This window comes from Paenibacillus sp. FSL M8-0142, from assembly GCF_038597315.1.
In the GTDB taxonomy this organism is placed as follows: Bacteria; Bacillota; Bacilli; order Paenibacillales; family Paenibacillaceae; genus Paenibacillus_AQ; species Paenibacillus_AQ lactis.
In genome coordinates this window covers 3,484,175-3,510,543 of the sequence record NZ_CP152008.1, presented here as the reverse complement: position 1 = coordinate 3,510,543, position 26,369 = coordinate 3,484,175, and the positions used below count along the sequence as shown (strand labels likewise).

The 26,369-nt window shown below is 49.5% G+C and carries 21 protein-coding genes and 2 riboswitches; all 21 genes read left to right on the top strand.

What is annotated here, in order from left to right:
- The first annotated feature begins 33 nt into the window (after window positions 1–33).
- The 21 genes from NSQ46_RS16250 to NSQ46_RS16150 all read left to right on the top strand — a co-directional run bounded on the left by NSQ46_RS16250 (window position 34) and on the right by NSQ46_RS16150 (window position 26,334).
- Window positions 34–1,044, top strand: coding sequence for a LacI family DNA-binding transcriptional regulator (locus NSQ46_RS16250; RefSeq protein WP_144879584.1), 1,011 nt, complete (start codon window positions 34–36; stop codon window positions 1,042–1,044).
- 350 nt (window positions 1,045–1,394) lie between these two features.
- Window positions 1,395–2,321 (top strand): ABC transporter permease subunit, encoded by a 927-nt coding sequence (locus NSQ46_RS16245; RefSeq protein WP_144879604.1) that lies wholly within the window; start codon window positions 1,395–1,397, stop codon window positions 2,319–2,321.
- On the top strand, window positions 2,315–3,175 hold the full coding sequence (locus NSQ46_RS16240) for a carbohydrate ABC transporter permease (RefSeq protein WP_144879582.1): 861 nt from the start codon (window positions 2,315–2,317) through the stop codon (window positions 3,173–3,175). The genes NSQ46_RS16245 and NSQ46_RS16240 overlap by 7 nt, the downstream gene beginning before the upstream one ends.
- A 42-nt stretch (window positions 3,176–3,217) precedes the next feature.
- Window positions 3,218–4,738 (top strand): extracellular solute-binding protein, encoded by a 1,521-nt coding sequence (locus NSQ46_RS16235; protein ID WP_342573987.1) that lies wholly within the window; start codon window positions 3,218–3,220, stop codon window positions 4,736–4,738.
- 92 nt (window positions 4,739–4,830) lie between these two features.
- Entirely contained in the window at window positions 4,831–5,661 is an 831-nt protein-coding gene (locus NSQ46_RS16230) for a phytanoyl-CoA dioxygenase family protein (RefSeq protein ID WP_144879578.1), read from the top strand.
- A gap of 172 nt (window positions 5,662–5,833) precedes the next feature.
- The gene (locus NSQ46_RS16225; protein ID WP_342573981.1) at window positions 5,834–7,180 is read left to right on the top strand and encodes an aminotransferase class III-fold pyridoxal phosphate-dependent enzyme; all 1,347 of its coding nucleotides are present in this window, start codon (window positions 5,834–5,836) and stop codon (window positions 7,178–7,180) included.
- Window positions 7,177–8,721, top strand: a complete 1,545-nt coding sequence (locus NSQ46_RS16220) for a M81 family metallopeptidase (RefSeq protein WP_342573979.1) — start codon at window positions 7,177–7,179, stop codon at window positions 8,719–8,721. The genes NSQ46_RS16225 and NSQ46_RS16220 overlap by 4 nt, the downstream gene beginning before the upstream one ends.
- Window positions 8,722–8,812: 91 nt before the next feature.
- Window positions 8,813–9,697: a fumarylacetoacetate hydrolase family protein gene (locus NSQ46_RS16215; RefSeq protein ID WP_342573977.1), complete on the top strand. Its 885-nt coding sequence runs from the start codon at window positions 8,813–8,815 to the stop codon at window positions 9,695–9,697.
- A gap of 136 nt (window positions 9,698–9,833) precedes the next feature.
- Window positions 9,834–10,070, top strand: coding sequence for a DUF896 domain-containing protein (locus tag NSQ46_RS16210; protein ID WP_007131928.1), 237 nt, complete (start codon window positions 9,834–9,836; stop codon window positions 10,068–10,070).
- A 127-nt stretch (window positions 10,071–10,197) separates the two neighbouring features.
- Complete coding sequence (locus tag NSQ46_RS16205) at window positions 10,198–11,130, top strand: YafY family protein (protein WP_210094952.1); 933 nt, start codon at window positions 10,198–10,200, stop codon at window positions 11,128–11,130.
- 64 nt (window positions 11,131–11,194) lie between these two features.
- On the top strand, window positions 11,195–11,731 hold the full coding sequence (locus tag NSQ46_RS16200; RefSeq protein ID WP_210094985.1) for a DinB family protein: 537 nt from the start codon (window positions 11,195–11,197) through the stop codon (window positions 11,729–11,731).
- Window positions 11,732–11,882: 151 nt separating this feature from the next.
- Window positions 11,883–11,969, top strand: a riboswitch (cyclic di-GMP riboswitch).
- A gap of 62 nt (window positions 11,970–12,031) precedes the next feature.
- Window positions 12,032–12,119: riboswitch (cyclic di-GMP riboswitch) on the top strand.
- A 13-nt stretch (window positions 12,120–12,132) separates the two neighbouring features.
- Entirely contained in the window at window positions 12,133–12,933 is an 801-nt protein-coding gene (locus tag NSQ46_RS16195) for a transglutaminase-like domain-containing protein (protein ID WP_213614034.1), read from the top strand.
- A 290-nt stretch (window positions 12,934–13,223) separates the two neighbouring features.
- Window positions 13,224–16,799 carry a collagen binding domain-containing protein gene (locus NSQ46_RS16190; protein ID WP_342573968.1) on the top strand — a complete coding sequence of 1,192 codons (3,576 nt, stop codon included), beginning with the start codon at window positions 13,224–13,226 and terminating at the stop codon, window positions 16,797–16,799.
- Window positions 16,800–17,118: 319 nt separating this feature from the next.
- Window positions 17,119–17,706, top strand: a complete 588-nt coding sequence (locus NSQ46_RS16185) for a TetR/AcrR family transcriptional regulator (protein ID WP_251535022.1) — start codon at window positions 17,119–17,121, stop codon at window positions 17,704–17,706.
- Window positions 17,707–17,908: 202 nt separating this feature from the next.
- Window positions 17,909–19,339 carry an MFS transporter gene (locus NSQ46_RS16180; protein ID WP_341033494.1) on the top strand — a complete coding sequence of 477 codons (1,431 nt, stop codon included), beginning with the start codon at window positions 17,909–17,911 and terminating at the stop codon, window positions 19,337–19,339.
- A gap of 201 nt (window positions 19,340–19,540) precedes the next feature.
- Window positions 19,541–19,981, top strand: coding sequence for a helix-turn-helix transcriptional regulator (locus NSQ46_RS16175; protein WP_040739603.1), 441 nt, complete (start codon window positions 19,541–19,543; stop codon window positions 19,979–19,981).
- Window positions 19,975–20,709 (top strand): ATP-binding cassette domain-containing protein, encoded by a 735-nt coding sequence (locus NSQ46_RS16170; protein WP_007131276.1) that lies wholly within the window; start codon window positions 19,975–19,977, stop codon window positions 20,707–20,709. Before NSQ46_RS16175 ends, NSQ46_RS16170 begins: the two co-directional genes overlap by 7 nt.
- Window positions 20,706–21,443, top strand: a complete 738-nt coding sequence (locus tag NSQ46_RS16165) for an ABC transporter permease (RefSeq protein WP_251535018.1) — start codon at window positions 20,706–20,708, stop codon at window positions 21,441–21,443. The genes NSQ46_RS16170 and NSQ46_RS16165 overlap by 4 nt, the downstream gene beginning before the upstream one ends.
- A 391-nt stretch (window positions 21,444–21,834) precedes the next feature.
- Window positions 21,835–22,851, top strand: a complete 1,017-nt coding sequence (locus tag NSQ46_RS16160) for a response regulator (protein ID WP_342573963.1) — start codon at window positions 21,835–21,837, stop codon at window positions 22,849–22,851.
- Complete coding sequence (locus tag NSQ46_RS16155; protein WP_342573961.1) at window positions 22,848–24,686, top strand: cache domain-containing protein; 1,839 nt, start codon at window positions 22,848–22,850, stop codon at window positions 24,684–24,686. The genes NSQ46_RS16160 and NSQ46_RS16155 overlap by 4 nt, the downstream gene beginning before the upstream one ends.
- A gap of 121 nt (window positions 24,687–24,807) precedes the next feature.
- Window positions 24,808–26,334, top strand: coding sequence for an extracellular solute-binding protein (locus NSQ46_RS16150; protein WP_342577002.1), 1,527 nt, complete (start codon window positions 24,808–24,810; stop codon window positions 26,332–26,334).
- The last annotated feature ends 35 nt before the right edge of the window (window positions 26,335–26,369 follow it).

Here is a 26,369-nt window from a genome sequence, read left to right as displayed (position 1 = left end):
TGAGGTTTAAGAAGAAGAACAAGGAGTGTGTACATGGTTACAAGAGACGATGTCGCGAAGCATGCGGGGGTTTCCGTAGCCGTCGTATCCTATGTCATCAACAATAAATCGGTTGTAAAAGAGGAGACCCGCCAGAAGGTGCTGCGCTCCATCGAGGAGCTCGGCTACAATCCGAACCTGGCCGCACGAAGCCTGAAAACCAAGGAGACGCACCAATACGGCGTTTTGTTCAATAATCTCGGCAACCCTTTCGAAACCGGGATTTCACTGGGTCTGGAGGCGAAGGCCAGAGAATATGGGCGGTCCCTGATCTTTCAGACGTATCTCGGGGAAGAGGAGGAGCAACTGAAAACGATCTATATGGGGAGGACGGACGGGCTCATTCTCCTGGGACAGAGCCTTCAGGAGTCGACGATCCGCCACTTTGAAAAGCTCGGAGTCCCTCTGATGTCCATTACCACTCCCGCCTCTGCCCACCCGTCCGTGCGCTGCATCGATATCAACTGGTATAGCGCTATGCACGACTTGCTAAAGCATCTGAAGGAAAACGGACACACGCGAATCGGGTTCATGGGCACCGTGAGCAAGGAGCATCACCATCAGGTGCGGCATTCCGAATTTTGTAAAGCCATAAGCGCTTTGGGGCTTCAGTTTGATCCGGACGGGCTGCTGCAGGCCGACGGCCGGCTTGAATCCGCACAGGCCCGCATGCTTGAAAGGCTGAAATCACCAGAACCATTGGGATTCAGTGCGATTGTGTGTGCCAACGACCTGATGGCCATCGGTGTGCTGTCAGCCTGTAAGGATGCCGGAATTCGGGTGCCTGAGGATCTCTCCGTAGCCGGATGCGAGAACATCTTAATGTCCTCCCATACAACCCCTGCATTGACTACGGTTCATTATCCGCGGCGCTTGAGCGGATTTATGGCCATTGACCAGATGATGAAGCTAAAGGAAGATCAGGACCAGCCCGGCACATCCAGCACGATCCTGGAGCACAAGCTAATCATAAGGGAATCTACAGGAGCAAGAAGCTCGGAATGAGGATCGACAGCTCCTTCGTGGCGTAAATCGCTTGTTCTCTTGTTGCTGTCGCTTTTATACCATAGCGTTGTCTGCATAATTGGAGCCCGCCGCTGCTATGATCCAGACAACGTTCCCCTTTTGATTTTAATTACCCCTGAAATCACCCGGAACTGAATCCCCACGACAAACCGGGTTTCCCTCCCAGGTCCTATTTTCACAATTTTACTGCATATTTGCATCCGCAGATAGCTGCTATACTTCAAGTGTGTTAAGGCTTTGCAAGTCGAATAAAGGCCGGTTTAGCAGCCCGGCAAAGTAAAGGAGGGGAATTCGTGAAGCAGGGAATTGCCGTTGAACAGCCCGTTCGCATGCCGGCGAAAGCAAGAACCTTCCAGCGACTGGGTCGAATATGGCAGTTCAAAACGCTGTATGTGATGCTCGTTCCGGGTGTTCTCTATTACATCTTATTTAAATACCTACCGATGTACGGCGTCATTATTGCATTTAAAGATTTCAATATCATGGACGGTATTCTGGGGAGCCCGTTTGCGGATCCGTGGAACAAACATTTTCTCGCCTTTTTTGAATCCCCCTATTTCTCGCAGCTCCTGACCAATACTATCTTGATCAGCGTGTACAAGCTCATATTCGGCATAGGTCCGCCGATTCTGATGGCGATATTGCTTAACGAGTGCCGGGTGCGATGGTTTAGGTCGCTCATTCAAACTCTGACGTATATGCCTCATTTTCTGTCATGGGTCATCATTTACGGCATTCTGATTGCGCTGCTGTCCCAGTCGTCGGGGCTTGTCAATCACTGGATCAAAGATCTTGGCGGAGAGTCGATTCCGTTCCTGACCTCCACGACCTACTTCCGTTCCATCCTTGTCGGCTCGGAGATATGGCAGAATCTCGGGTGGGGAGCGATTATTTACTTGGCTGCCATGTCCAGCATCGATCCGACGCGATACGAAGCCGCGCGCATCGACGGTGCCAGCCGGGTCCGGATGGTATGGCACATCACCCTGCCGGGGATCCGAAACGTGATCATCATGCTGTTCATCCTGAATCTGGGTCATATATTGGATGCCGGGTTCGGTCAAATCTACATCCTTTACAATCTGCAGGTGTATCCGGTGGCCGATATTATCGATACCTGGGTATTCCGGACAGGACTCCACCAACTGAATTTCAGTCTGGCTGCAGCCGTCGGACTGTTTAAATCAGCCATCGGATTTGTGCTCGTATTGACAACCAACCAAATCGCCAAACGATGGGGGGAAGGGATATGGTAAAGGGGATCGAAGACCGTATTGTCAATACGATTGTGGCTGTCATCTTGGCCATTTGCGGTGCCATCGCCATATTCCCTCTCTTGTATGTCGTATCCGTATCGCTTACGCCGATCGGCGAGGTCCTCCGTCATGGCTCATTCCCGATCATTCCGAGGGAGATCACTTTCGCGGCGTATCAGACGCTGCTTGCGGAATCTGGCATGGTACGCTCGCTGGGGGTTACGGTCGTCGTGACTCTGGTCGGAACGGTGTTTAATATGGCTATAACCCTGCTCATGGCGTATCCATTAAGTCGTAAGCGCTTGCCTGGACGCAGCGTGTTTCTGTTGATGATTTTATTTACGATGTTATTTTCAGGCGGGATCGTGCCAACCTATTTGATTGTCAAATCATTCGGTTTGCTGGATTCGATCTGGGCCCTGATTCTGCCGTCGTTGGTGGGAAGTTTTAATGTGTTTATCGTGAAAAGCTTTTTCGAGCAGCTGCCTGAGGAAGTATTCGAGTCCGCGAAGGTTGACGGCGCAGGGGAGTTCAGGATCCTTCTGCAAATCGCAGTCCCGTTATCGACCTCCGTCATTGCGACGATCGCGTTATTTTACGGCGTGGGTCACTGGAACGAATATTTTCAAGCGATCATGTATATCACCGACCGGAACCTGTTTCCGCTCCAGGTCATCGTCAGGGAGATTCTGATGCAATCCCAGCAGCCTATGGAGAACGTTGAAAATATGACACCGACCCAAACGCTGCAAATGGCGGCAGTCGTGCTGGCCGCACTCCCGATCCTGATCGTCTATCCGTTCCTGCAAAAATACTTCACCAAGGGCATGCTCCTTGGTTCTATAAAAGGCTGAAGCCAAAGAACCAAAATATTTTCATATATGAGGGGGAGTCATATGAATAAACTGCGTAGAGCTTCATTAATGGCTGCAGTCCTGCTGCTGGCAGGTGCTGTTGCGGCAGGTTGTGCCAAATCCGATACAGAAGGGGGGACATCGGCGAGCGGGGGAGAGGCCGCCGGGAAACGAATCCAGCTGGAGATCATGGAAAGCGCAAGCGGACTGCCGTCTCCTGACAAGGATTTTGTCAAGCAGGAGCTGGATAAGGCGCTAAACACGGATATTGTGCTTAACGCGTACGGCAGCCCGGACGATTATCAGAACCAGCTGAATGTGCGTATGGCCTCTGGGAATCTGCCGGATTTATTCGGCGTGAACAAAGCTCAGATGCAGCAGTATCAGAGCCAGCAGCTGCTGCTTGATCTGACGCCATATCTGGACAACGAGCTGAAGCAGGTCAAGGATTTCATCGGGGGGGAGGAAGCCGTAAAAAAAGCGATGGTCGACGGCAAAGTATATGCCATCCCTAAAGCTCCGGGAATACCCAGCATGACGATGTGGATCCGCAAAGATTGGCTGGATGCGCTGAAGCTGGAAGTGCCGAAGACACTTGAGGAATTTAAGGCGGTGGCCAAAGCGTTTGCGGAACAAGACCCGGACGGAAACGGCGCTAAGGATACCGTCGGACTCACCGGCGGCTCGCTGAGCACCTTCGCTCCGCTGTACGGCGCATTCGGGACAGTTAACCCCGGCGAATTTTTCGTGAAGGACGGGAAGGTGGTGAATTCGCTGTACGATCCGGCGATGCGCGACGCTCTTGCCTACTTTAAATCACTGGTTGATGAAGGCGCAGTCGATCCGGAGATCATGGCCAACACAGGGATGCAGCACCAGGAAAAGGCCATCAAGGGGCAGGCGGGCATCATTTTCATAGACTGGGCAAATATCGCCAAGAACGAATACGTGGATCAGATCAAAACCGTCAATCCGAAGGCCGAGTGGATTCAACTGGCATCCCCGAAAGGACCGGGCGGTCAGTATGAGAATGCATGGGCCGTCGGCAACGCCAATTCCATGTTTGCGATCCCCAAATCGCTGGAGAACGACAAGGAGAAGCTGCAGAAGGTTTTTGAATTGCTAAATTACGTTTCCGGTGACGAGGGTTCGCGTCTCGTTCAATTCGGGATTGAAGGCAAGCACTACAACGTGGAGAACGGCAAGATCGTTGCGACCGAGCTGATGGCCAAGGAAGCCGGTTATACATGGCTGTACCAATTTACAGGTAGACCGGAGAAAGAATATTTAAAGGTTAAATTTGCCGAGCAGACGGAATACATTGATTTTGCGAGTTCACAGCCCCGCCTGGAGACACTCAACGGATTTGTCAATTATCCTGAAGGCTTTAATGTGGCCGATGCCAATCGGTACCTGGAAGAGGAATTCACAAAATTCGTCTATGGGAAACGTCCGTTGACCGAGTATGACGACTTTCTGAAAACGATCGGCACCACGATGAATTATGATCTGTATGTTGAATCCGCAATTCCACAGCTGAAAGCGCTGGGTTATGGCAACTAAAACAGCATTATTATGAATGAGGGGGAAGCCGGCGTTTCCCCTTTGATTTGCAAACAAATCTACACGAGTAAAATTTAAGGAGGAAAAGGATTATGAATCAATTGAAAATGGATATTCCCTCGATGGTGAAGCAGTTTGAGAAGGATGGGTATCTGATCGTTCCGAATGTGCTGTCCCAAGGTCAGGTGGAAGCGTTAAATGCTGCAGTAGACCGGATCCTTGCCGAAGAACCGGAATCCCTTGCGTACAATATCTACAACAGCGTTGAGCGGGATCCTGCAATCTTATCCCTGATTGATCATCCGGAGCTGCTGCCTCTTATGGTGAATCTTCTCGGGTATAACATCCAGCTTCATATTTCCCACCTAACCGTCCGCAAACCCAATCCAAACGATGTCAAGACGGCAACCAACAGCTTTATTCACTGGCACCAAGACGGCCCGCATCCCGAGTTTCCTCAAATCGGGGGGTTAACATCCGCCTATTATATTAAAATTTGTTACATTCTCAGCGATATGTCGGAGCCTGATCGAGGCAACACCAAGATTATACCGGGCAGCCACCTGATTCCCCATTTCCAGCCGGGCCAAACCGATGTGAACATCCCGGTAGAGAATGAAGTGCAGGTGTGCGGAAAACCAGGTGATGTATTTATTTTTGCGCAAAACCTGTGGCATGCCGGATCGCCAAACCGCTCCACATTTGAACGCCGTCAGCTGTTTATCGGGTACAGTCCGATCTGGATGCGCCCGATCGACTATCATAAGGCATCGCCGCAGCTTCTCCAGCATGCCGATCCGATTCGCCTCCAGCTGCTTGGAGAAATCAGCGACAATTGCTTTAAATATTACGTCCCCGATGAAGCGCTTGTTCCGCTCAAGCGATATTGGTTAGGGACAGGAGCGGGAGCGAGCGGCCAGTAAGCCTGATCCATCCGAAATCAGACTGTCCTGCCCGATAGCACTGTAACGTTAATACGGTGCGGGACAGTCTTTTTTCATACCTAGGCGATTTCTGCGGAGAGGTTCTTGTTTCAGTACCACTCCCGAAAGACGGCTGAGGTACGTCAGATAATCATTGAGGAGGGAACACCACTTGAATAGATACCGACAGTCGGAGGAGCTATTAAACCGTAGCAGGCGTGTTTTGGCAGGGGGCGTATCGAGCACGCTACGGGCCGCTATGAAGCCGACCCCCTTATATGCGGTCGCGGGCCGCGGTGCCCGGATTCAGGATGCAGACGGACATACCTACATCGACTACTTGCTTGCGTACGGTCCGCTTATTCTTGGTCATGGCCATGAACCTACGGTTGAACGGCTATTGTCCAGCATGAGAAACGGTCTGGCGTACGGTCTCCAGCACCAAGGCGAGATCGAGCTCGCCGAGCTTCTGACCGAGGTGCTTCCATGCGCCGATCAAGTGGCCTTCAGCGGTTCCGGAACGGAGGCTGTCATGCTGGCGTTGCGATTGGCACGTGCCTATACGAACCGCAGTCGGATCATCCGCTTCCATGGGCATTATCACGGCTGGTCCGACGCCATCTTCACTTCGTTTCCCAGCACGGATATGAAGGCCACACGGAATGTGATGTCCGAAGTTGACGGGAACGATTTGAATGCAGTCCATGTCATACCCGGGACAGGCGGACAGAGCGAGGCAGCGCTTCAGGATATCATTCTGCTGCCTTGGAACGATGCGGAGGCGCTAAAGGATGCCGTTGCTTTATATGGCAGCACCATTTCGGCGATCATAAGCGAGCCGGTGATGTGCAATTCCGGCTGCATTATGCCGAAGCCGGGTTATCTGGAGCTTATGCGCGAACTCACAGCTGCGAACGGAATTATTATGATCCTGGATGAAGTCATCACGGGCTTTCGTTTTGGACTTGGCGGGGCGCACGGCGTATACCGCATCATGCCCGATCTCATTACGATCGGCAAAGCGCTGGGAGGGGGCATTGCCATCAGCGGCGTAGCCGGACGCGCGGATATTATGGAACTCATCGCGGACGGTACAGTCAGCCATCTCGGAACGCTGAACGGGAACTGCGTGGCCACCACCGCTGCGGTCGCCACGATCAACGAGCTGTCCCGTGACGGCGGCGCCGTATTTGCACGGATGGAAAAGTTTGCAGCGGATCTGTCGGAAGGGCTGCGTCAAGCGATGAAGGATCACGACATTCAAGGTATCGTCAATCAAGCTGGGCCTGTCTTCCACCTTATGTTCACAACCGAAAGGCAGGTGGACAGCTTCGAAGCGTTTCAGAAACGGGATGCCGATCGATATATTGCTTTTGCCCGAGAAATGCTGGAGGAAGGCGTGCTGCTTAGACAAAACGGACTATGGTATGTATCAGCCGCTCATGGTGAAGCCGAGCTCCAGGAAACGCTTGAAGCGGCAAACCGCGTGTTTGCACGATGGGAGGAACACAAGTCATGAATGGCTGTCCAACCGCTAAGCGCATGCGAATTGCCGTTGCAGGCATGTACCATGAGACCAACACCTTTGCCCCGTTCAAGACAGGACTCGGCGCATTTCGTGGCGAGTGGACGGAGGGAGGCGATGAATTCAAGGACAGGTACAAAGGAACTCGCACCACCATGGGCGGCGTCATTGATGCGGCAGAACAGGACGGCATCGAACTGGTTCCCGGTGTCTATACTTCGGCCACACCCGGGGGGCTTGTGACGGAGGACGCGATATCCACCCTGTTAAAGGCGGTTTCCGATTCCGTGAGTCGGCATGCAGACGGTTTAATTCTGATCCTGCACGGCGCCATGGTTGCCGAAGGGCGAGCAGACCCCGAGGGTGAACTGTTGAAGCTTCTTCGCGTCCGGCTCGGCCGCAATTTTCCAATCGCCGTGACCTTCGACATGCACGGAAATATCAGCCCGGGTATGCTGGAAGCCGTGGATATTATGATCGGTTACGACACTTATCCGCATATAGACATGTATGAGCGTGCAATCGAAGCATTCAGCTTGCTGAAGCAATACATCTTGGGGACGATTCGTCCTGCACGAGCATGCGCTTTTACCGGCATGCTGGTCGTTCCCCAGGCTATGACGACGGATCAGGGACCGATGAAAGACCTGCTGGACCGCGCGCATGCGATTGAGCAGGATTCCCGGGTACTTAACGTGTCCGTTGTGGGAGGATTCCCTTATGCAGACACGCCTTATACGGGGATGTGCTGTGTTGTAACGACTGACGGAGACGTGGAGCTTGCAAAACGTTATGCAGTCGAGTTGGGACAGCGGGCCGTCGAGTGGAAGGAGCGCTTTTGGATCAAGGTCCTGCCGCCTTCGGAGGCAATCGCGGAAGCCTTGATCCAGCCGCCCGGATTAATCGTATTGGCTGAAGGATCCGACAACGTAGGGGGAGGCTCACCGGGCGACGCAACCCATCTTCTCCGCTGCCTGATTGAACTGAGAGAGAAGGGACTTATGGTGATCGCGGATAAGGCTGCAGTAGAAGCAGCTTTCCGATCCGGTATCGGCGGGATCTTCGAATCCTTCGTCGGCGGCAGGCATGACCGGCTGCATGGGGATCCCGTTAGGGTTACAGGAAAAGTTCGGCTGTTGTTTGACGGCGACTTTCAGCATGCAGGTCCTTATATGAAGGGGCATTTTGCATCGATGGGCCGGACGGCGTTGATTCAGTGCGGAAGCCTGACGCTGATTCTGACGGAACACCGTATTCCGCCATGGGATATCGGCCATGTGCGATCGGTGGGCGTTTGGCCGGGAGATTATCGGATCATTGCCGTAAAGTCAGCCGTTGCATGGGAAGCTTCGTTCGGAGAAGCGGCGACGAGCGTCATTCATGTGGATTCGCCCGGCTGCTGCAGCGTGAATCTGAAGCATTTTGATTTTCGGCATGTCCTTCGACCGGTTTACCCGCTGGATGAGGAGTTAGCACCGGTTGTGCGCTGCCTGCAATTTGTTTCTGAACCGCAAAGTATTCGAACTAAGAAATGATAGGATTGAACGATGAGTTCGAATTATATGCGCGCGATAGAATGTTATACTATGGGTTAAGTCATCCTTTAAAAGAAAGGAACATGGACCGATGAAATTGCTGACCTTTGTGCGAGAAGGAGAATATAGACTTGGAGTCAAATTGGACGGAGGGGTACTGGATGTCGCCGGGGCATCGCTGCATCAAACCGATATGCCCAGCACGATCGAGCAGCTCCTCAAAGGCGGAGCGGCTGCAAGGGCAGCGCTTCAAGACTTGGTGGCTAGATCACTCGATGCGGAAACGGAGCTTCTTGATGAAGCTGCGCTTACGTTAGCTCCGTGCGTGAACCATCCGGGGAAAATCATCTGTGTGGGACTGAATTACCTTCGGCACGCAAGGGAGACCAACTCCGAAATACCCGAATATCCGATTTTGTTCAATAAATTCACCAATTCGCTGGCCGGACACGGGGAGGCAGTCCCTCTCCCCCGCGAAAGCGATCAAGTCGATTATGAAGCTGAGCTAGCGATTGTCATCGGATCGACGGCCAAACACGTCGATAAGAGCAGCGCGCTTGATTATGTTTTTGGCTACTGCAATGCCAATGATCTTTCGGCAAGGGATTTGCAGATGCGAACCTCGCAATGGCTTCTCGGCAAGTCGTGCGACAAATTTCTGCCGCTCGGCCCGTATGTGGTAACCTCCGATGAGGTGGGCGACCCGAATCGACTCGCCATCCGCTGCGAAGTAAACGGCGAGGTGCGACAGCAGTCCAATACAGCGGATATGATTTTTCCGTGTGATGAAATCGTGAGTTATGTTTCGAGGTTTATGACATTGGAGCCGGGGGATCTTATTTTGACAGGAACACCTGAAGGGGTTATGCTTGGGCGTCCTGCCGATCAACGAGCCTACCTGAAGGACGGTGACATGGTTACCGTCGAGATTGAGAAGCTAGGCACACTGACCAACCGGATGGTGCTGGAGCGGTAGCGATACAGGTGCAATCCACTTTGGAGTATGCACATTAGCAGATCAGCAGGGCCGGGACTGGTTCTATTGCAAGTTCAATCCTTTTACAGTAAACTAACAATTACATCTTAATTATATGGAAGGATGAACGATAACGATGACCATTCCTTCATTGCATAGAATCAATGAACTGAGCCGCAAGCAGAAATCCGAAGGCTTGACCCAAGAAGAATATACCGAACAGCAAAAGCTTCGCCAGGAATACTTGAAAGACATCCGGGGCCAGGTTCTCTCCACGATGTCTACCCTGAAGGTTGTAGACCCGAATGGTGACGATGTTACCCCTGAAAAATTGAGAATAACCCAGCAACAGAATCGGTCAAAGCTGAATTAAGCTTCATCTCATAAAGCAATGGTCCGTAATATGGATGATTGACCAGGTCCCATTTATGATCCCGGAAGACAGACAATGTTGGTTGTCCGTTTTCCGGGTTTTTATGTACTAGCGGAGGGGAGAAACGATGAACAAAACCGAGCGCCAGTTCGCCATCATGCTTGAATTGCAGCGGAGCAAGGTGCTGCGGGCGGAAGATTTGGCTGCCCATTTCGAGACAAGCGTGCGGACGATATATCGAGACATGCAAGCGCTCAGCGAAGCCGGGGTTCCGATACTTGGGTCTCCAGGATACGGGTACTCCCTAATGGAAGGTTACTTTTTGCCGCCGGTTGGTTTTACTGCGGAAGAGGCGGTGGCATTGCTCATGGGGACGGATATGATTGAGCAGCGGCTGGATGGCGACTACAAAGCAGCTGCGAGGGCAGCTCGAAGCAAGATTGAAGCGATACTTCCTGAACCCATTCGTGAGGCCTCAGCGGATGTCCGGGAAACGATGCAGTTTCTTCATCCCGGCGGACAGGGGGAGAACGAGCTTGGACAGGTTCGGGGTGCCATTTTGGAGCGGCGGAAGATAAGGATGCGTTACCTGAAAAAAATACCGGATTCGGATGGAAAACGGATGAGCGACCGGATCGTTGCTCCATATGGCCTTGTGCTCGTCCAAGGGAATTGGATCATGATCGCACGCTGCGAGCTGCGTCAGGAGATCCGTCATTTTCGATTATCGCGCATGAGGGATGTTACGGTCTTAGAGGAAAGGTTTAACCTTCCCCAAGGATTTAAGCTGAGTCAATATCGTCCGCCTGACGATCGTAACGTTCATGTGACGATTCAAGTAAATCCGGAAATTGCCGATAAAATCACCGAGACCGCGAGCTTCTATATCGAAGCTTCTGAGCAAAGGGAACACGGTCTTCTGGTCCGCTTTCGAGTCAGACAGCCGGAAGAATTGCTCCCCTATATTCTCAGCTGGGGTGGGGACGTGGAGGTGCTGGAACCTGATTCCTTTCGTAACCGGATTCGAGAAGAAGCTGAAAAAATACGAAAACGCTACTGACACGCTGTTGTCAGGAGCGTTTTTTTATATTGGGTATATACCAGATGGAAGAGGAGATATCATGATGAGAAATACAGTAGAAGCTTTGCAGGCGTTTGAAACAACAGTAGCGGTGTATTTAAACGAGCTGGGACACCTGGAGCTGGAGGAGCTGCATATCAAGCCGAACGAAGAGGAATGGTCCATTGGGCAAATGTACATGCATTTGATTCAATCGGCTCAATATATGCATCTGCGCAATGTCGACCAATGTTTGGCCGGAAACGAAACGGCCGTCGAATCCCCTGGGGAAAAAACGGAGAGAGGCAAGGCGGTATTCGAGCTTGGAAGTTTTCCTCCTGTCAGGATACGAATTCCGGCGTCTCCGCAGTACACGCCGCAGCAGCCGACGAGCAAAGAGCAGTTAGTTGAAGGTCTTCAGGGCGTAGTGGAGCGGATGAAGCGAACGGAACCGGTTGTGCGTCAAGCAGACAGCAGCATCACGATTCCTCATCCCGGATTCGGAGCCTTAAACGCCAAAGAGTGGTTTCTGCTGGTAGAGATGCATTACAGGCACCACCTGCTGCAGCTCGATCGGTTAAAAAAGGAGCTGTCCCTCTAAGGACTCCCCTAATGGATTGATGATCAAGCGGAATTGACAAAAGAGCGTCTCAGTGGAGACGTTTTTTTGTTGTCGATCCTCGTCTATGAATCTCAAAATTTGCTTGATAGAATTAGAGATATTTGGTATGATGAACTCACATAAAGCTACTCACGATAAATGGCAAACTTGTCGAAAGGCAAGGACGCAAAGCTATAGGGCCTTCTTGATAAACCATCAATGGCAGCCAGCTACCGAACGAAGATGCTTTTTTTGTTTTTTATATGAGATTTTTATTCAATTAATTCTTTGAAAACTCTACTACGATAACGGCAAACTTGTCGAAAGATAAGGACGCAAAGCCACAGGGCCTTCTTGATGAACCGTCAATGGCAGCCTGGCTACCGAAGGGAGTTTATAGTATGCGCAACATGGTGTTGGCTATTGTAGGGTTTATTGCGTTATTCGTATTGGCTCCGGTTGTACATGCTTCCCAAACGGGAGATTGGCTGGATCTGGAGCAGCTTGATCGCGGAGTCATCGCCGTTCGCTATGACGTGAAAGCGGACGTGAAGACGAAGCTTATGATTGCAAAAGGGCAAAACAAGTATACATATACGCTTTTAGCGGACAAGCAGCAGGAGACCTTTCCGCTGCAAATGGGAAACGGTCGTTATACCATAAAAGTGCTGGAGCAGGTCAACGGTACCAAGTATAAGATCGTTCAAGAAGCGGAAGTTAAGCTTCAACTGACCAATAGCAGCAAGGTATTTTTGAACTCGGTACAAAACATCGATTGGCGTTCAAGCGACAAGGCGGCTCAGCTTGCAAAGAAGCTAACTCGGTCCGCAGACACCGACGAGGAAAAAGTAAAGTTGATCCACGAATATATCGTCGATACGATCCGGTACGACAAAGCACTCGCATCCAGTGAGCTGACGGACTATCTTCCCGATATTGACCGCACGCTGTCAGGGAAAAAAGGCATGTGTTATGATTACGCCTCTCTGTTCGCATCCATGCTGCGGAGCGTGGACATTCCGACTAAGCTTGTAATGGGGACAACGGATTATGTTGACGTTTACCACGCTTGGAATGAGGTTTACCTGAACGGGCGGTGGGTAACGATCGACACGACCGTTGATGCGGGATGGAAGAGCAAGGGTGCCGGTTTCAAAATGATTAAAGAGGCATCTCGCTATTCTGCAGCCAAGTATTATTAAAATAATTTTATAGCTAAAACCTTAAGCTTTGGACCATTGTCCAAGGCTTATTCGGGTTTTTATTCAGAAAATATTCAGAATCGGGCGTTACAATGCTAGAAGCTCAATTGGTTCTTAAGGAAAATACAGGCACCAATGTATCGTGCGCCAAATAAAAGTATGCGGAGGTGATGGACGAACAAATCTCTTATCGGCATATGATCCGAGAGATGGTTGGCTCGATTTGCGCACGCGAAAGCGACATCGGAACCAAATATATTGAGGGTAATGGAGAGGCTGAGGGAGAGATCATGAAGAAAAAAGTAAGTGGAATCGTATTGGCTCTGCTGCTTATGATCCAAACGTGGTTTGGAGGATCGGACTGGACGGTCAATGCATCGACTAATGTTCCAGAACCGGTAAGCGTGCAGGATTCAGTGTATGGAGTGACGGATGATGTTTATGGCCCGTCCGAATCAGAAATCAATAATGATAGCATTTTAACCAAAGTTGTGTTAACCGACATGGATGGCACCGTCATTGATGCCGTTTATAATCCGGACAGCAGCCTGGATATCGGTGCAGCCGTTAATCTAGGCTACGAATGGGAGCTGCCGAACGGTCACAACTACAAAAATGGAGACTCATTTACCTTCGAGCTGCCGCAGCAGTTTGAAATCTTCACGGAGATTGACTCACCGCTCGTTACCGGTCAAGGTGAAGTTGGCCGTTTTACGGTGGACCGAAACGGCAAGGTTGTGATGACCTTCAATGATTACGTGGAGAGCCATTCCAACATCAGCGGCAAGCTGGAAATTCGCACTGAATTCAAGAAGGAAGTTCTAAAAGGAAGCACCGAAATCATTATTGCTATTCCGATAAAGGGCGGGGTTCAGACCGTCATCGTGAACCTGAAGCCGCAAGGCGGAAAGCTGATCGAGAAGCAAGGGAAAGCGATTGGCAAAGATCGGATCGATTGGTCGGTTCAGATCAACAAATCGTTAAATAAAATCAAGCACGCAGTCATCACCGATGAAATGCCTGAAGGCTTGGAGCTCATCGCGGATTCCGTAGAGGTATACAACCTGCAGGTTAACGGTGACGGCTCAGCGGTTCTTGGCGATCAGCTGGATGCCGGCAAGTACACCGTCCAAACAGGCGGTGGCGGCAAACTGGAGCTTGCATTCTTGGACGAGACGATCAGCAAAGCCTACGAAATTCGCTTTTCGACGAAGCTTGTCGGCGAACAGTCCCGTTTTGAGAACACCGCTGTTCTAACTGGCGACGGGATGGAAAATGCCCAATCGACGGCTACAGTAACAGTAGATCGCGGCAGTTTCTTGGATAAGACATATAGCCAGGACAAGGACACAGGGATCATCACTTGGACGGTGAAATACAATTTCAACGAGAAGAAGATTCCGAGCGCTCAAGCCATCATTACAGACCAAGTTAGCGAGAACCATTCCTGGATTGCCGATTCGCTGAAGGTGTATAACGGGGATTCGAAGGATGCCAGCGCTTTGGTATCAGCGGATGAATACACCGCTGTAGCTAAAGGTAAGCACGGATTCGAGCTTCAATTCAAGAAGGATATCGATTCGCCTTATACGATTGTTTACCAGACGGAGCCGGTCGATCGCTTGAGCTCCGAGGGGAACGCAGTCAAGAACAAAGTCGTATCGGGTGAAGCGTCTAAGGAAGTAACGGCTCCGGGCTACGGAAGCCGTGCCCTGGTAAAAGGATCCTCGAACGTCAATTTTGACACAAAAGCCGCGAAGTGGATAATTACCGTCAATGGCGATAAAAAGCCGGACGGCACCAAATACATCATGGAGAATGTAGTCATCACGGATACGTTCCCGCAAGGCGGACTTGAATTCGTTCCGGATTCGGTAATCGTAAAAGCGGACGGTAAAGTCGTTCCAGCGAGCGAGTACACGGTGAAGTACAATGATTTACGCGAAGGCTTTATCATCGAGTTCTCCAAGATTGACACCACCTATACGATCGAATATGAAACGAAGTTTAACATCAACTGGCTGAAGGATCGCAAATGGGACTTTTTAAACAGAGCCTCGATGACATGGGTCGAGGAAGGCAAGGTGAAAGGCCCGATTGTGCGGGATGCAAGCTTCTCCGCTGATGGTTATACGAAAAATAACGGCGGTAAAGACGGCAGCTACAATCCGATCAGCAAAGAAATTACGTGGAACGTCAAGATGAACTATAATCTTGATTCGCTTCAGGAAGCGATCGTTACCGATGTGCTGCAGCAGGATCAGAAGCTTGTTCCGGGTTCGGTCAAGGTCTATGAAATGAAGCTGACTGGAGGACGGAATGGCGTTCAGAAGGGCTCGCTAGTTCCCGCTTCTCAATATGAAGTGACAGGACCATCAGAAACTAATGGCAACAAGCTGTCCATTCGCTTTGTCGGCCCGATCTCATCCGCATACTGGATTGAATTCAAAACATCGCTGGAAGGTACATTGATTGTCAACAAAATCGATAATACTGCGGAGCTGTCCGATGGCAGCGCGAAAAAGGCAACATGGAACGCCAGCGTAACGATTCCTCACGGCGGGGAATATGTGAAGAAGAGCGGCTCCCAGAACGGAAACAAAATCGACTGGGAAATTCGCATCAACGAAGGTCAGTCGCATATTTCCAACGCAAAAATTATCGATAATCCAAGTCCGAACCAGATCTTGATCGAGGATTCCTTCCGCTTGTATGCGACCAAGATCAATGCAAACGGAAAAGCGGAAAAAGCCCAAGAACTGACTAAAGGGAAGGATTATACCTTAACCATCCATAGGCTTGATGGTGATAAAGAGACATTCGAGTTGAAATTCACAAATGACATCTCTACGGCCTATATTTTGGAATATCAGTCGTTCATTATTGCTGAAGATAAAGAGGCAGTACAGAATAAGGTGGCTCTTGAAGGAGATCAGCTGAAGACGGAGATCCGGGAAACGACGGAAGAGGTTATTGTCCGTACTTCCTCCGGTTCAGGTTCGGGAGGCGGCGTAACGGGAAGCCTGGAAGTAACGAAGGTGGATCAGGACGAACAGACGAAGCCGCTGGCGGGAGCCAAGTTTGCGCTTTACGACAAAGCTGGCAAACGTGCGCCGATCGTAAAATCCTCGGATGATGAAGGCAAGATCCTGTTTACAAAGCTGCTGTACGACGAGTATATTTTGGAAGAGCTGGCCGCTCCTGAAGGATATAAGATCGAGCAAGCGAAGTGGGACGTAACGATTGACTCCAGCATCAAGAATCAAGATCATGTTAAGAAAATGATCGTTACAAACCGCAAGGAAGAGCCGGTTATACCTGGCGAGCCTACGGATCCAACAGATCCAACAGATCCGGAGAACCCAACGGATCCTGGCAATCCGACCGATCCAGGCTACCCGGGGAGCCCAACCGATCCGGGCAATCCGACGGACCCAGGAAATCCGGGGAACCCAACGGATCCAGGCAATCCGACAGATCCAGGTAACCCGGGGACCCCAACGAATCCTGGCAATCCGACAGACCCAGGTAATCCGGGCAATCCGACCGGTGAGGTAGAGGTGCCGGACGAGGACATTCCAAGAGGTGAACCAACAACGCCTCAAACGCCGGAGACACCTCCGACAGAGCCGGAAACGCCTACCGTCGATATTGACGAAGAGGATATTCCCCGAGGAGGCGTCGAGCCTGAGCCTCAAAAGCCGGAAGCACCAACTCCTTCTGAGAACGCTTCGACACCGCAGCCAACGGTTCCTATGCTTCCAAAAACGGGTGAATCGAGTCCTTATCCGTTCTATTTGGCGGGTCTCGGGCTGATCGCTTTCGGTGTATGGTTAGGTCGCAAACGGATGAACATGAAACAATAGCACGTTGTACTTCGGCTCTTCTTGTCCAGTAACCTGGGCAGGGAGAGCTTTATTTCTTGCAGCATCCCGTCATATGCTTAAGCACTGAACGGCAAAGTTCGAGAAGAAAATTTTATGATTTATTATTGACTGAACGATCTATAATTGATATGATGAAGCCATCAAAAGGAGGTGCTAATAAGACAATATAGTTGAAGCAATGGTATTTTTTTAATTAATATAGACCGAACGGTCTGGAAAGTCGTTTTCTTGAACCTTCATTCTTGACTGAATAATCCGATAACGATAGTATTATGGGAGTGAAGGAGGCAGACGAAAATTGGCAAGGAACAAAGAATTTGACACGACATTGGTCCTACATAAGGCTATGGAAGTATTCGGTCATTACGGTTATGAGGGCACGTCACTGCAGCTTTTGCTCGAAGGATTGGGTATAGCGAGACAAAGCTTGTATGACACCTACGGAACGAAGCGAGATCTCTTTATCAAAGCGGTTAAGTATTACCTGGACGAGAAATCGTCTGCCGTCATCGCCCATTTGGCTCAACCAGGCTCTGTCAAGGATACGATTGCCGAAATCTTTGCGATTATCGTCGATACATTGAAGGATGAGCAGCGCCGCAAGGAGTGCCTAATTCTGCATAGCGCAATTGATCAGGTACCTCATGATCCCGAGATTGCACAGATTTTCGAGCAAGATAAGATTCGTTTGGAGCAAGCGCTATACGAGGCATTAGCCCGTGGCCAAGAGCAGGGAGAGTTAGGATTGAATCAGGATCTTCGCTCGCTGGCACGATATTTATATCATTCGCGTTATGCACTGACGCAAGTAGCAAAATTAACGGACGACCCTCTCGTCATCGAACAAGTTGCTGCAGTTACTCTATCTGTACTTGATCATAAATGAAGCGTCCTTTTTCGCGCTTCATTTATTCATGCGAATAATAGAATGATCAGTCCGTAATGGCGATCATTTTGGATTATTCAAGTCTACAATCGCGCATATATTAGATCGATTGGTCTATAATATTGCGCATATTAGATCGATTGGTTCGTAATTATGTTTATATTAGATCGTTTAGTCTATAAAATGGAAGGGGAAATTGTATATGAGTTCAAGTAAATTCAAAGGCTTGGCACTTTTCATTCTAGCCATCTCCCAGCTCGTTATGGCACTCGATTACACCATAATTTTTGTAGCGATGCCGTCTCTCGGCAACGAACTCGGGTTTTCGGCAAACCATCTGCAATGGGTCGTCAGTGCATTTTCACTCGCTTACGGCGGTTTCTTGCTGCTTGGCGGGCGCTTATCGGATCTTCTTGGCAGACGGCGCATGTTTATAATCGCCATGGCACTCTTTGGCCTAGGTTCGCTGCTTGGAGGATTATCTGAATCGCAGCTGATGCTCATCGTCGCAAGAGGGGTGCAGGGTCTTGGAGGAGCTCTGCTCTCTCCCGCAACGTTGTCATTGATTGTGTCTAACTTTAACGAAGGAGCGGAACGTAACCGTGCAATGGGCATATGGGCTTCCATGGGCGGTGTCGGCTTGTCGCTTGGATTACTCCTTGGCGGTGTGCTCACCAGCTATATCGGATGGGAAGCAACCTTCTTCGTTAACGTGCCAATCGCGCTTATCGTCATTATTCTTGCACCCATTGTACTTGCCGAGAGCAAGGTATCCACGGCAACCAGGCACTATGATGCTGCCGGAACGATCTCCGTTACTGCTGGGTTAATGCTCGTCGTATATTATCTAATACAGTCACCGGTGGAAGGCTGGTTCAGTGCATCGACACTTCCTTATGTGCTGCTTGGAGCGGTGCTGTTTCTCGCTTTCATAATCATTGAGCGGCGTACGAAAGAGCCATTGATTTCCTTCGGATTGTTCCGTAATCGCAATTTGACCGGAGCAGCACTCACTGCATTTCTGTTGTCGGCCTCGTTCGGGTCACTGTACTACTTTCTGACGCTGTATACGCAGGGTGTCTTGCACTATTCGGCCATTCAATCCGGCCTTAGCTTCCTGCCGCTTACGCTTAGCGCTTTACTTGGTGCCCGGTTCATTAACAAAATACTCACTAGGATCGGCGTAGCAGGTACAATCGCTGCCGGCATGGGTCTGGGAACGATCGGTTTTTTACTTCTGACAAGACTGTCGGAAACAGGGACGGCGTGGGGGATCATACCAGGCACGGTTATTATCGGCCTCGGCCAAGCGCTTGTGTTTACAACGATGTTTATCGCCGGAAGCACGGGAGTGGATCCTAAAGTACAGGGCGTTGCTTCCGCGCTCATTTCGACCGGCCAGCAAATTGGAGGTGCAGTAGGCTTGGCCGTGATCATGGCCATGATTTCGGCTGGTATGGGTACGAACGAAAGTCTCGAAACCATGATGGCGACGGAGCTTAACCAAGCGATCCGGACTGCGTTTCAAATTGCGGCTGTCACTACGGTGCTTGGCATCGTAGTAGCTTTCTTGGTGCTTAAACAGCCTAAGGCATCGAAGAATGCAGATACGGAAGTGACCATTTCCCATTAAAAAACGCAGTAATATTGAGAATAAGGAAGAGGGGCCGCGGATAACGCGGCTTCTTTTTTACGGCCGAACAATACCGCTATGGCATAAAGCACCCTTTGAACATCACCGTAAAAGGCAACCGAGAACAACATTTCATGTTAATGAGCATTGGTGGTGCATTCCATTCAGATCGATATAATGAAGACAAGGGATGTGAAAAATATGATTAGTATGAATTTAAAAACCATGCGCAAGCTGCACCGATTGACTCAAGAAGAAGTGGCTGAAAAGATCGGCGTGTCCAGGCAGGCCGTAGCTAAATGGGAAAATGGAGAGACCGTGCCGGATATTCAAAACTGCTTAGCTCTAGCCGAACTTTACGATGTTGTATTGGATGACTTGGTCAAAAATTCCGATAAGCATGTCAAAATAGGGATTCGGCCGAAGGGAAAGCACATGTTCGGGATGGTAAAGGTTGGAGACCGGGGACAGATCGTGATACCCAAAAAGGCAAGAGACATATTCGATATCCGTCCTGGGGACAGGCTTGTGGTTCTGGGGGATGAAGCGCAGGGAATCGCCATTTTGAAGAGCGAAGGCTTGCTGCAGTTTGCCGAGGAGATCCTTCAATCGCAGAACGACGAGGAGGAAGATGAGTGTTAGCTATTGAAACGAAGAATTTATCCAAGAGATACAAAACCAAAACGGCCGTCGATTCGCTCAATCTCTCGATAAAGCAGGGCGAGTTGTTCACGCTGCTTGGCGTGAACGGCGCAGGAAAAACAACGACCATCAAGATGCTGACTTGTCTGAGCAAACCTACCAGCGGCGATGCGATTCTATTGGGAGACAGCATTATCTCCAATCCCTTTGCGGTGAAGGAGAAGATTAACATTTCGCCGCAGGAAACGGCAGTCGCTCGCAACTTGTCCGTCAAGGAAAACCTCGAGTTTACTGCAAAAATCTATGGATTCGACCGGAAAGAAACAGCCTTGAAAGTACAGGAAATGCTCGATACCTTCAGTCTCGCAGAGGTGTCCCCAAACAAAGCAAAAACGTTATCAGGTGGTATGCAAAGACGGCTTAGCATTGCAATGGCGCTGATTTCTGATCCCCAAATCCTGTTTCTCGATGAGCCTACCTTGGGCTTGGATGTTATCGCTAGAAGGCAGTTGTGGTCAGCCATTGAAAAACTAAAAGGCAATATTACCATCATTTTAACAACACATTACATGGAGGAGGCGGAAGCGCTCTCGGATCGCATCGGAGTCATGTCGAAAGGTAAACTGAGGGCTGTCGGTACGACGGCTGAATTGACGGCAAAGACCAGCACGGGATCGCTAGAGGATGCATTCGTATCTTTGGCAACACTAGAGGAGGCAACTGGATGAAGACGGCAGCATTTTCCGCACGAAACCGGAAGGAAATGATTCGGGATCCGTTGAATATGGCTTTCGGTATTGGTTTTCCACTGGTCATTTTGCTGCTCTTAACGGCGCTGCAATCGAATATTCAAGTTGAATTGTTTGCTATCGATCAGCTGGTTCCGGGAGTCGCCGTATTCGGATTATCGTTCATCTCGCTTTTTTCAGGGATGCTCATTGCTAAGGACAGAAGCACTTCATTTTTAATGCGATTATTTACGGCTCCATTAACGGCTCCGGACTATATCCTGGGATACACGTTACCTTTAATTCCGATGGCGGTTCTTCAAATAACGATAACCTTTATCGCGGCAGCCTTCTTGGGACTGGCGATCCATTTTAATGTTCTGCTGTCCATCGTTGTGCTGATTCCGGTAGCCATTTTATTTATCGGCATTGGGCTGCTGACAGGAAGCCTGTTTAACGATAAACTCGTCGGGGGCGTGTGCGGAGCTTTATTGACGAATCTCAGCGCATGGCTGAGCGGGACATGGTTTGATCTTCATCTGGTGGGCGGTTGGTTTAAGGGGATAGCCTACATGCTTCCTTTTGCCCATGCGGTTGACGCGGGAAGGGCAGCCATTTCGGGAGATTACACATCGATTTTACCTCATCTTTGGTGGGTGATCGGGTATGCCGCTGCCGTGCTGATTGTAGCGATCTTTGTATTCAGGAAGCAAATGAGCAGTGATAGCGATTAGACTATTGAACGAAAATCGATGATATAATTGCGTATCGTGTAACAAGATGTCCATACGGCCTGTTGGAGGTCAAACACATTTCTGTAAGAAAGGTCGCCGAACTGGCGGCCTGAATTTTTGATAATCCTATACATCAATCAATGTATAGTCTGCGCTCCATCCAATACGGATGGGGCATATTTGTGTTTAACATCATTTATGCCTTTACCAAATTTGGAATTCTAAAAATCTTTGATCAAAATTAACAATGATTTTATATGATTGACGGGAAATCGGTAAAGGGGAAGTGCTGTGCGTAAAAAAAGCAGGAAAACCCTATTCATTAACGAAATGCTCTTTCAATAAACGGAACATCTTGAATAAAAGCAAATCGATGGAGGTATGTCGCTAAATGTACACCGTTCTGATCGCCGAGAATGAACCATGGGTATTGAAAGGAATCGTCCAGATGGTGAAAGCTGCCGGGATGGAATTCCAGGTTGTTGGAGAATGCAGCAATGGAAATGAAGCATGGAACATGATACAAGAAGTGTGGCCCATGCTCTTGATCACGGATATCATGATGCCTGAGCTGGATGGGTTATCTTTGATTAAAAGAATCGCCGAGCATCGAATTCCCATGGTATCCGTCATTATCAGCGGCTATGACAATTTTCAATATGCACAAAAAGCCATGAGCTATGGTGTTTCGGAATATTTACTGAAGCCGCTGGAATTTGAAATACTGACTGAAGCATTAAATCGATCCAAGGATAAGCTGGAGTCGCTAAAGGATCTGAACAACTATATCGTCAGGTTCCAGTGTTTATTGGAAAACAGTCAGGGTTTGGCGATCGATACCATCATGCAAAAGCAAAGCCAATTGATTCAGTCGATCTTAAGGTTACATGGTCTGAACAACAATGCCCGGGTCGGGCTGCTGAATATATTGGACAGCAAATTGAAGACCCTGCTTAATGATTTTGGCATTGAGTTCAGGGATATCCCGAAATCCAAGTACCAGGATGAGACCTCCACCTTGAAATACTACATGGCGATGCTGGAAAAATGGTATCTCGAGTATCCCCGAATGGTGAAATCAAGCATGCCTGAGGCCATCGCCCAATCATGTCGCTACATTGAGACCAATTTTAAAACGAACCTATCGCTCGCGGAAATGGCGAACCTAACGAATTTCAGCATTTCCCATTTCAGTATGTTGTTTAAAGAACATACGGGCAGTTCGTTCGTCAGCTATGTGAACCGATTGCGGGTTGATGAAGCCAAGAAGCTGCTGAGGACAAGCTCCTTTGCTGTATCCGAAATTGCGGACATCGTCGGATACGCTTCCGGTCCGTATTTTACGCGAGTGTTCAAAGCACATACCGGCGTGTCGCCCCTCGAATACAGAAGGAGGATGGGTTCATGAAATGGCGGAACTGGCATTATCGATTCTCATTCAAAACGAAAATCCTCGGGCTGGTATTCTCCGTTAGCATGATTTCCGTTTCGCTGATGGCGGTGTTCACATCGTATTACTATACCGAATCAGCTAAAAATGATTTCTACATGATTGCCCAGGATTCTACGGCGAGAATGAACCATCAGCTTGACCGGTATTTCACGCAAATGGCCCAATCGACATATGCATCCATTGCCGGTCCATTACCTTCAAATTCGATTCTTGGGGACAATCCGGAAAGCGGGCTGCTGCAGAAATGGCTGATTAGCGGTCACATGTTCAGTCGGGAGCAGGAGGCACTGGTTGAAGGGATCATGTCGAAGTATATTGCAATTAACTACTCCAACGTCCTGGGGCTTGTGCTCCGTTCACACGACAACCGCCTGATTTATTCGAAAGACCATTCTTTAAGTCATCCCATGATTAGATCCTCACCTTGGATTAACGATACGTTGGCCGACACATTAACCATCGTTCCCTCCCATTATCGTCCGCAAAATACCCTCATGGCGGCATACCCCTATATTACTCTGATCGTTCCCGTCTTTGATCCAAATTCACTTAAGCTCGTCGGCAATTTGAATATCGCCTTATCCATGACCGAAATCGAGGATATTCTTGGACAGACGAGACTCGGGAGAACCGGATTCTTCTTTATTGTCGATTCCTCAGGGGAGATCGTTTATCATCCGGACGTCAACTTAGCTGGTCGTCGTGTTGAAGACACCGCAATTAGAGCTCTCCCGCTTGGAGGGCAGGGGGCTGTCATCAAACGAGATGGGGAGAAAATTCTGATGTCCGGCAACCGGTCGGAACTGACGGGCTGGGATCTGGTTGCTTCCGTACCTATGCACGAGATGGCGAGCGGTCTGGACTTTGCGCGTAAGGCAACGTTGTTTGTCATGAGCGGCATTATTGTGATATCCCTGCTCTTTATCCCAAGGATGGTCGACCAAGTAGTACGTCCCATTCTTCGCCTGCGGAATCTGATGAAACAAGTGGAGCAGGGGGACACAAGCGTCAACGCGGAGGTGATTGCCGGGAAGGACGAGATTCAGCAGCTTAACGGAAGCTTTAATCAAATGACGACCAGGCTGAATGAACTCATCCACACGGTTCATCGTCTGGAGATCAACGAGATGCAGCTTCAGCTCAGGCAAAGAGATGCGCATATTCAGGCATTACAGAATCAAATCAACCCTCATTTACTCTACAATACACTGGAAATTATCAAAAGCATTGCTTTTATAGAAAAGGTTCCGACGATTGAGAAAATGGTGACCAGTCTCGCAGCCGTATACCGGTATTCATCAAAAATGCCCGGGGCCGAAGTGCTGCTAAGGGATGAGCTGAAAAATCTGCAGCATTATTTAGAAATCATACATATTCGTTTTGAGCATTTTCAAAGCCGCATATCGGTGCATGAATCTTGTTTGGATTGCCGCGTGATCAAGCTATCCCTGCAGCCGATCGTAGAGAACAGCGTAAAGTATGCCGTAGAACCCAAAAACGGAAATGCCCAAATCACGGTTACGGCATATGAGAGCGACGGTGACCTCATCATTGATATATCGGATAACGGGAATGGGTTTCCTGAAGAGGACCTTGCCCGGATTCGTCATCGAATGAAACTTGTGGAGCAACAGCCGGAGCCTGCCTCCCACGAGGAATCGGTTGGACTCATCAATGTCCATTCCAGAATGGCATTAAGATATGGCCCGCCTTACGGCGTTAGTGTGCATTCATTACCGGGAAGAGGAAGCAAAGTTTCGCTTCGATTCCCAAATAAGATAAATTCATGATCAGAAAATCGGATAAAAAGATCATCCATTTGTGAAAAAATGACCCCCGGCAACAAGATATATTAAATGGCATAAGGACAAACCAAAAATTGTGTAATGGAGGTCACCCGAAGTGAAAAGAATGCTGTCCATGATCATGATTGTGAGCGTCGTATTATTGTCGATCGTAGGATGTACATCGACGGGGCAACAGGATGCCGGCACGGCTTCCGGAGAGAACGGGGACAAGGAGAAGGAGAAAATCAAAATTGATATGATGATCGCCTCTTGGAAGGGAGGGGGCTGGCCGGACAACAACCATCCGATTATCAAGCACATTAATGAACAATTTAATGTGGATTTGCAAATTCAGTGGGTACCGAATGCAAATTTTGCCGAGAAGCTGAACGTGATCGCTGCATCCGGCAAGCTGCCGGACGTCATACGGATGGATAGTCCAAGCCTGTACTTGAAGTGGGTAGAACAGGGAGTATTCCTGGATTTAAAGCCCCATTTAGACGAGCATTCAAGCTTGCAAAGCATCGCTAAACCTGAGGAATGGGCATTGCTGAACCCGAAAGATCAGATTTTCGGCATTCCGATATACGCCACAGCTCAAAATACCATTTATGTAAGGGAGGACTGGCTTGCTAAACTGGACATCCCTATACCGACCGCAGAAGAATTTACAATCGATAAATTTTATGAAATCGCCAAGGCGTTCACCACTCAAGATCCGGACGGCAACGGAAAGAATGATACCTTTGGGTTTTCAGCGCTCGGCAATTCGAGTCTTCTTGGCATTCCGGAGTTGTTCGCAGCCTTCGGATTGGCGAATGGCTGGAAGGAAGAGGGCGGCCAGCTGATTCCGATGCAAGTACAGTCGGATGAATGGAAAGCATTCCTGACCTTTATGAGTCGTGCATATAAGGAAGGAGTCCTTGACAAAGACTTCATTACCAACACAAATTTCAATGAAAAATATGCGCAAGGTAAAGTAGGTTTTGCCGACATGCATTATCAGTTCAGCCAGCAAACGAACCAACAGCTGCAGACCATTTCCCCTGGTGCTGAATTTGTGGAACTCAGCCCGCCGATGGGAACTAACGGGTCAAGGGGCAACTCAACGCCGACGAGTGGAACGATAAAGGTCGTGTTAAGCAAAGACGTGGATGACGAGAAGCGGGATCGTATTCTGGAGCTGTTTGATTGGTGGGTATCTCCAGAAGGCGAAGACATCCTAAAGAACGGGATTGAAAATATTCATTACAAGAAAAACAGCAGCGGAGCCTATGAGATGACCGACGAGTTGAAGGCTGAAGGCGAGGGGCGCCAAAGCCTCTTATGGAACTGGGTGCTACGGAACAACAACAATACGTTTAACACGTATAAATGGAGCGATCCTACTTGGGCAAAGGAAATGGAGCAGTCCATTGCTAATGCTGGCAACTATCCATATAAGAACGCGTCGGACGCCTACATCTTCTCGTCAAGAACCTATCTGGAGAAGGGGTCGGCATTGAATGAAAGCTTCCACAAAACCGTGATCGAAATCATCGCAGGGAAGAAGCCGATTGAAAGTATCGATCATGCGATTACGGAGTGGAGGAGTAACGGCGGGGATAAGATCATAGAGGAAGTGAATGCCGCGTTTACGGCGAATAAATAACGTTCGTCTGAAGCTCCCGAGCGGCAGCAGCCGTT

Coding starts and splice junctions, on each gene's coding strand:
- NSQ46_RS16250 (WP_144879584.1), top strand. CDS start 34: ATGGTTACAAGAGACGATGTCGCGAAGCATGCGGGGGTTTCCGTAGCC.
- NSQ46_RS16245 (WP_144879604.1), top strand. CDS start 1,395: ATGCCGGCGAAAGCAAGAACCTTCCAGCGACTGGGTCGAATATGGCAG.
- NSQ46_RS16240 (WP_144879582.1), top strand. CDS start 2,315: ATGGTAAAGGGGATCGAAGACCGTATTGTCAATACGATTGTGGCTGTC.
- NSQ46_RS16235 (WP_342573987.1), top strand. CDS start 3,218: ATGAATAAACTGCGTAGAGCTTCATTAATGGCTGCAGTCCTGCTGCTG.
- NSQ46_RS16230 (WP_144879578.1), top strand. CDS start 4,831: ATGAATCAATTGAAAATGGATATTCCCTCGATGGTGAAGCAGTTTGAG.
- NSQ46_RS16220 (WP_342573979.1), top strand. CDS start 7,177: ATGAATGGCTGTCCAACCGCTAAGCGCATGCGAATTGCCGTTGCAGGC.
- NSQ46_RS16215 (WP_342573977.1), top strand. CDS start 8,813: ATGAAATTGCTGACCTTTGTGCGAGAAGGAGAATATAGACTTGGAGTC.
- NSQ46_RS16210 (WP_007131928.1), top strand. CDS start 9,834: ATGACCATTCCTTCATTGCATAGAATCAATGAACTGAGCCGCAAGCAG.
- NSQ46_RS16205 (WP_210094952.1), top strand. CDS start 10,198: ATGAACAAAACCGAGCGCCAGTTCGCCATCATGCTTGAATTGCAGCGG.
- NSQ46_RS16200 (WP_210094985.1), top strand. CDS start 11,195: ATGAGAAATACAGTAGAAGCTTTGCAGGCGTTTGAAACAACAGTAGCG.
- NSQ46_RS16195 (WP_213614034.1), top strand. CDS start 12,133: ATGCGCAACATGGTGTTGGCTATTGTAGGGTTTATTGCGTTATTCGTA.
- NSQ46_RS16190 (WP_342573968.1), top strand. CDS start 13,224: ATGAAGAAAAAAGTAAGTGGAATCGTATTGGCTCTGCTGCTTATGATC.
- NSQ46_RS16180 (WP_341033494.1), top strand. CDS start 17,909: ATGAGTTCAAGTAAATTCAAAGGCTTGGCACTTTTCATTCTAGCCATC.
- NSQ46_RS16175 (WP_040739603.1), top strand. CDS start 19,541: ATGATTAGTATGAATTTAAAAACCATGCGCAAGCTGCACCGATTGACT.
- NSQ46_RS16165 (WP_251535018.1), top strand. CDS start 20,706: ATGAAGACGGCAGCATTTTCCGCACGAAACCGGAAGGAAATGATTCGG.
- NSQ46_RS16160 (WP_342573963.1), top strand. CDS start 21,835: ATGTACACCGTTCTGATCGCCGAGAATGAACCATGGGTATTGAAAGGA.
- NSQ46_RS16155 (WP_342573961.1), top strand. CDS start 22,848: ATGAAATGGCGGAACTGGCATTATCGATTCTCATTCAAAACGAAAATC.
- NSQ46_RS16150 (WP_342577002.1), top strand. CDS start 24,808: ATGCTGTCCATGATCATGATTGTGAGCGTCGTATTATTGTCGATCGTA.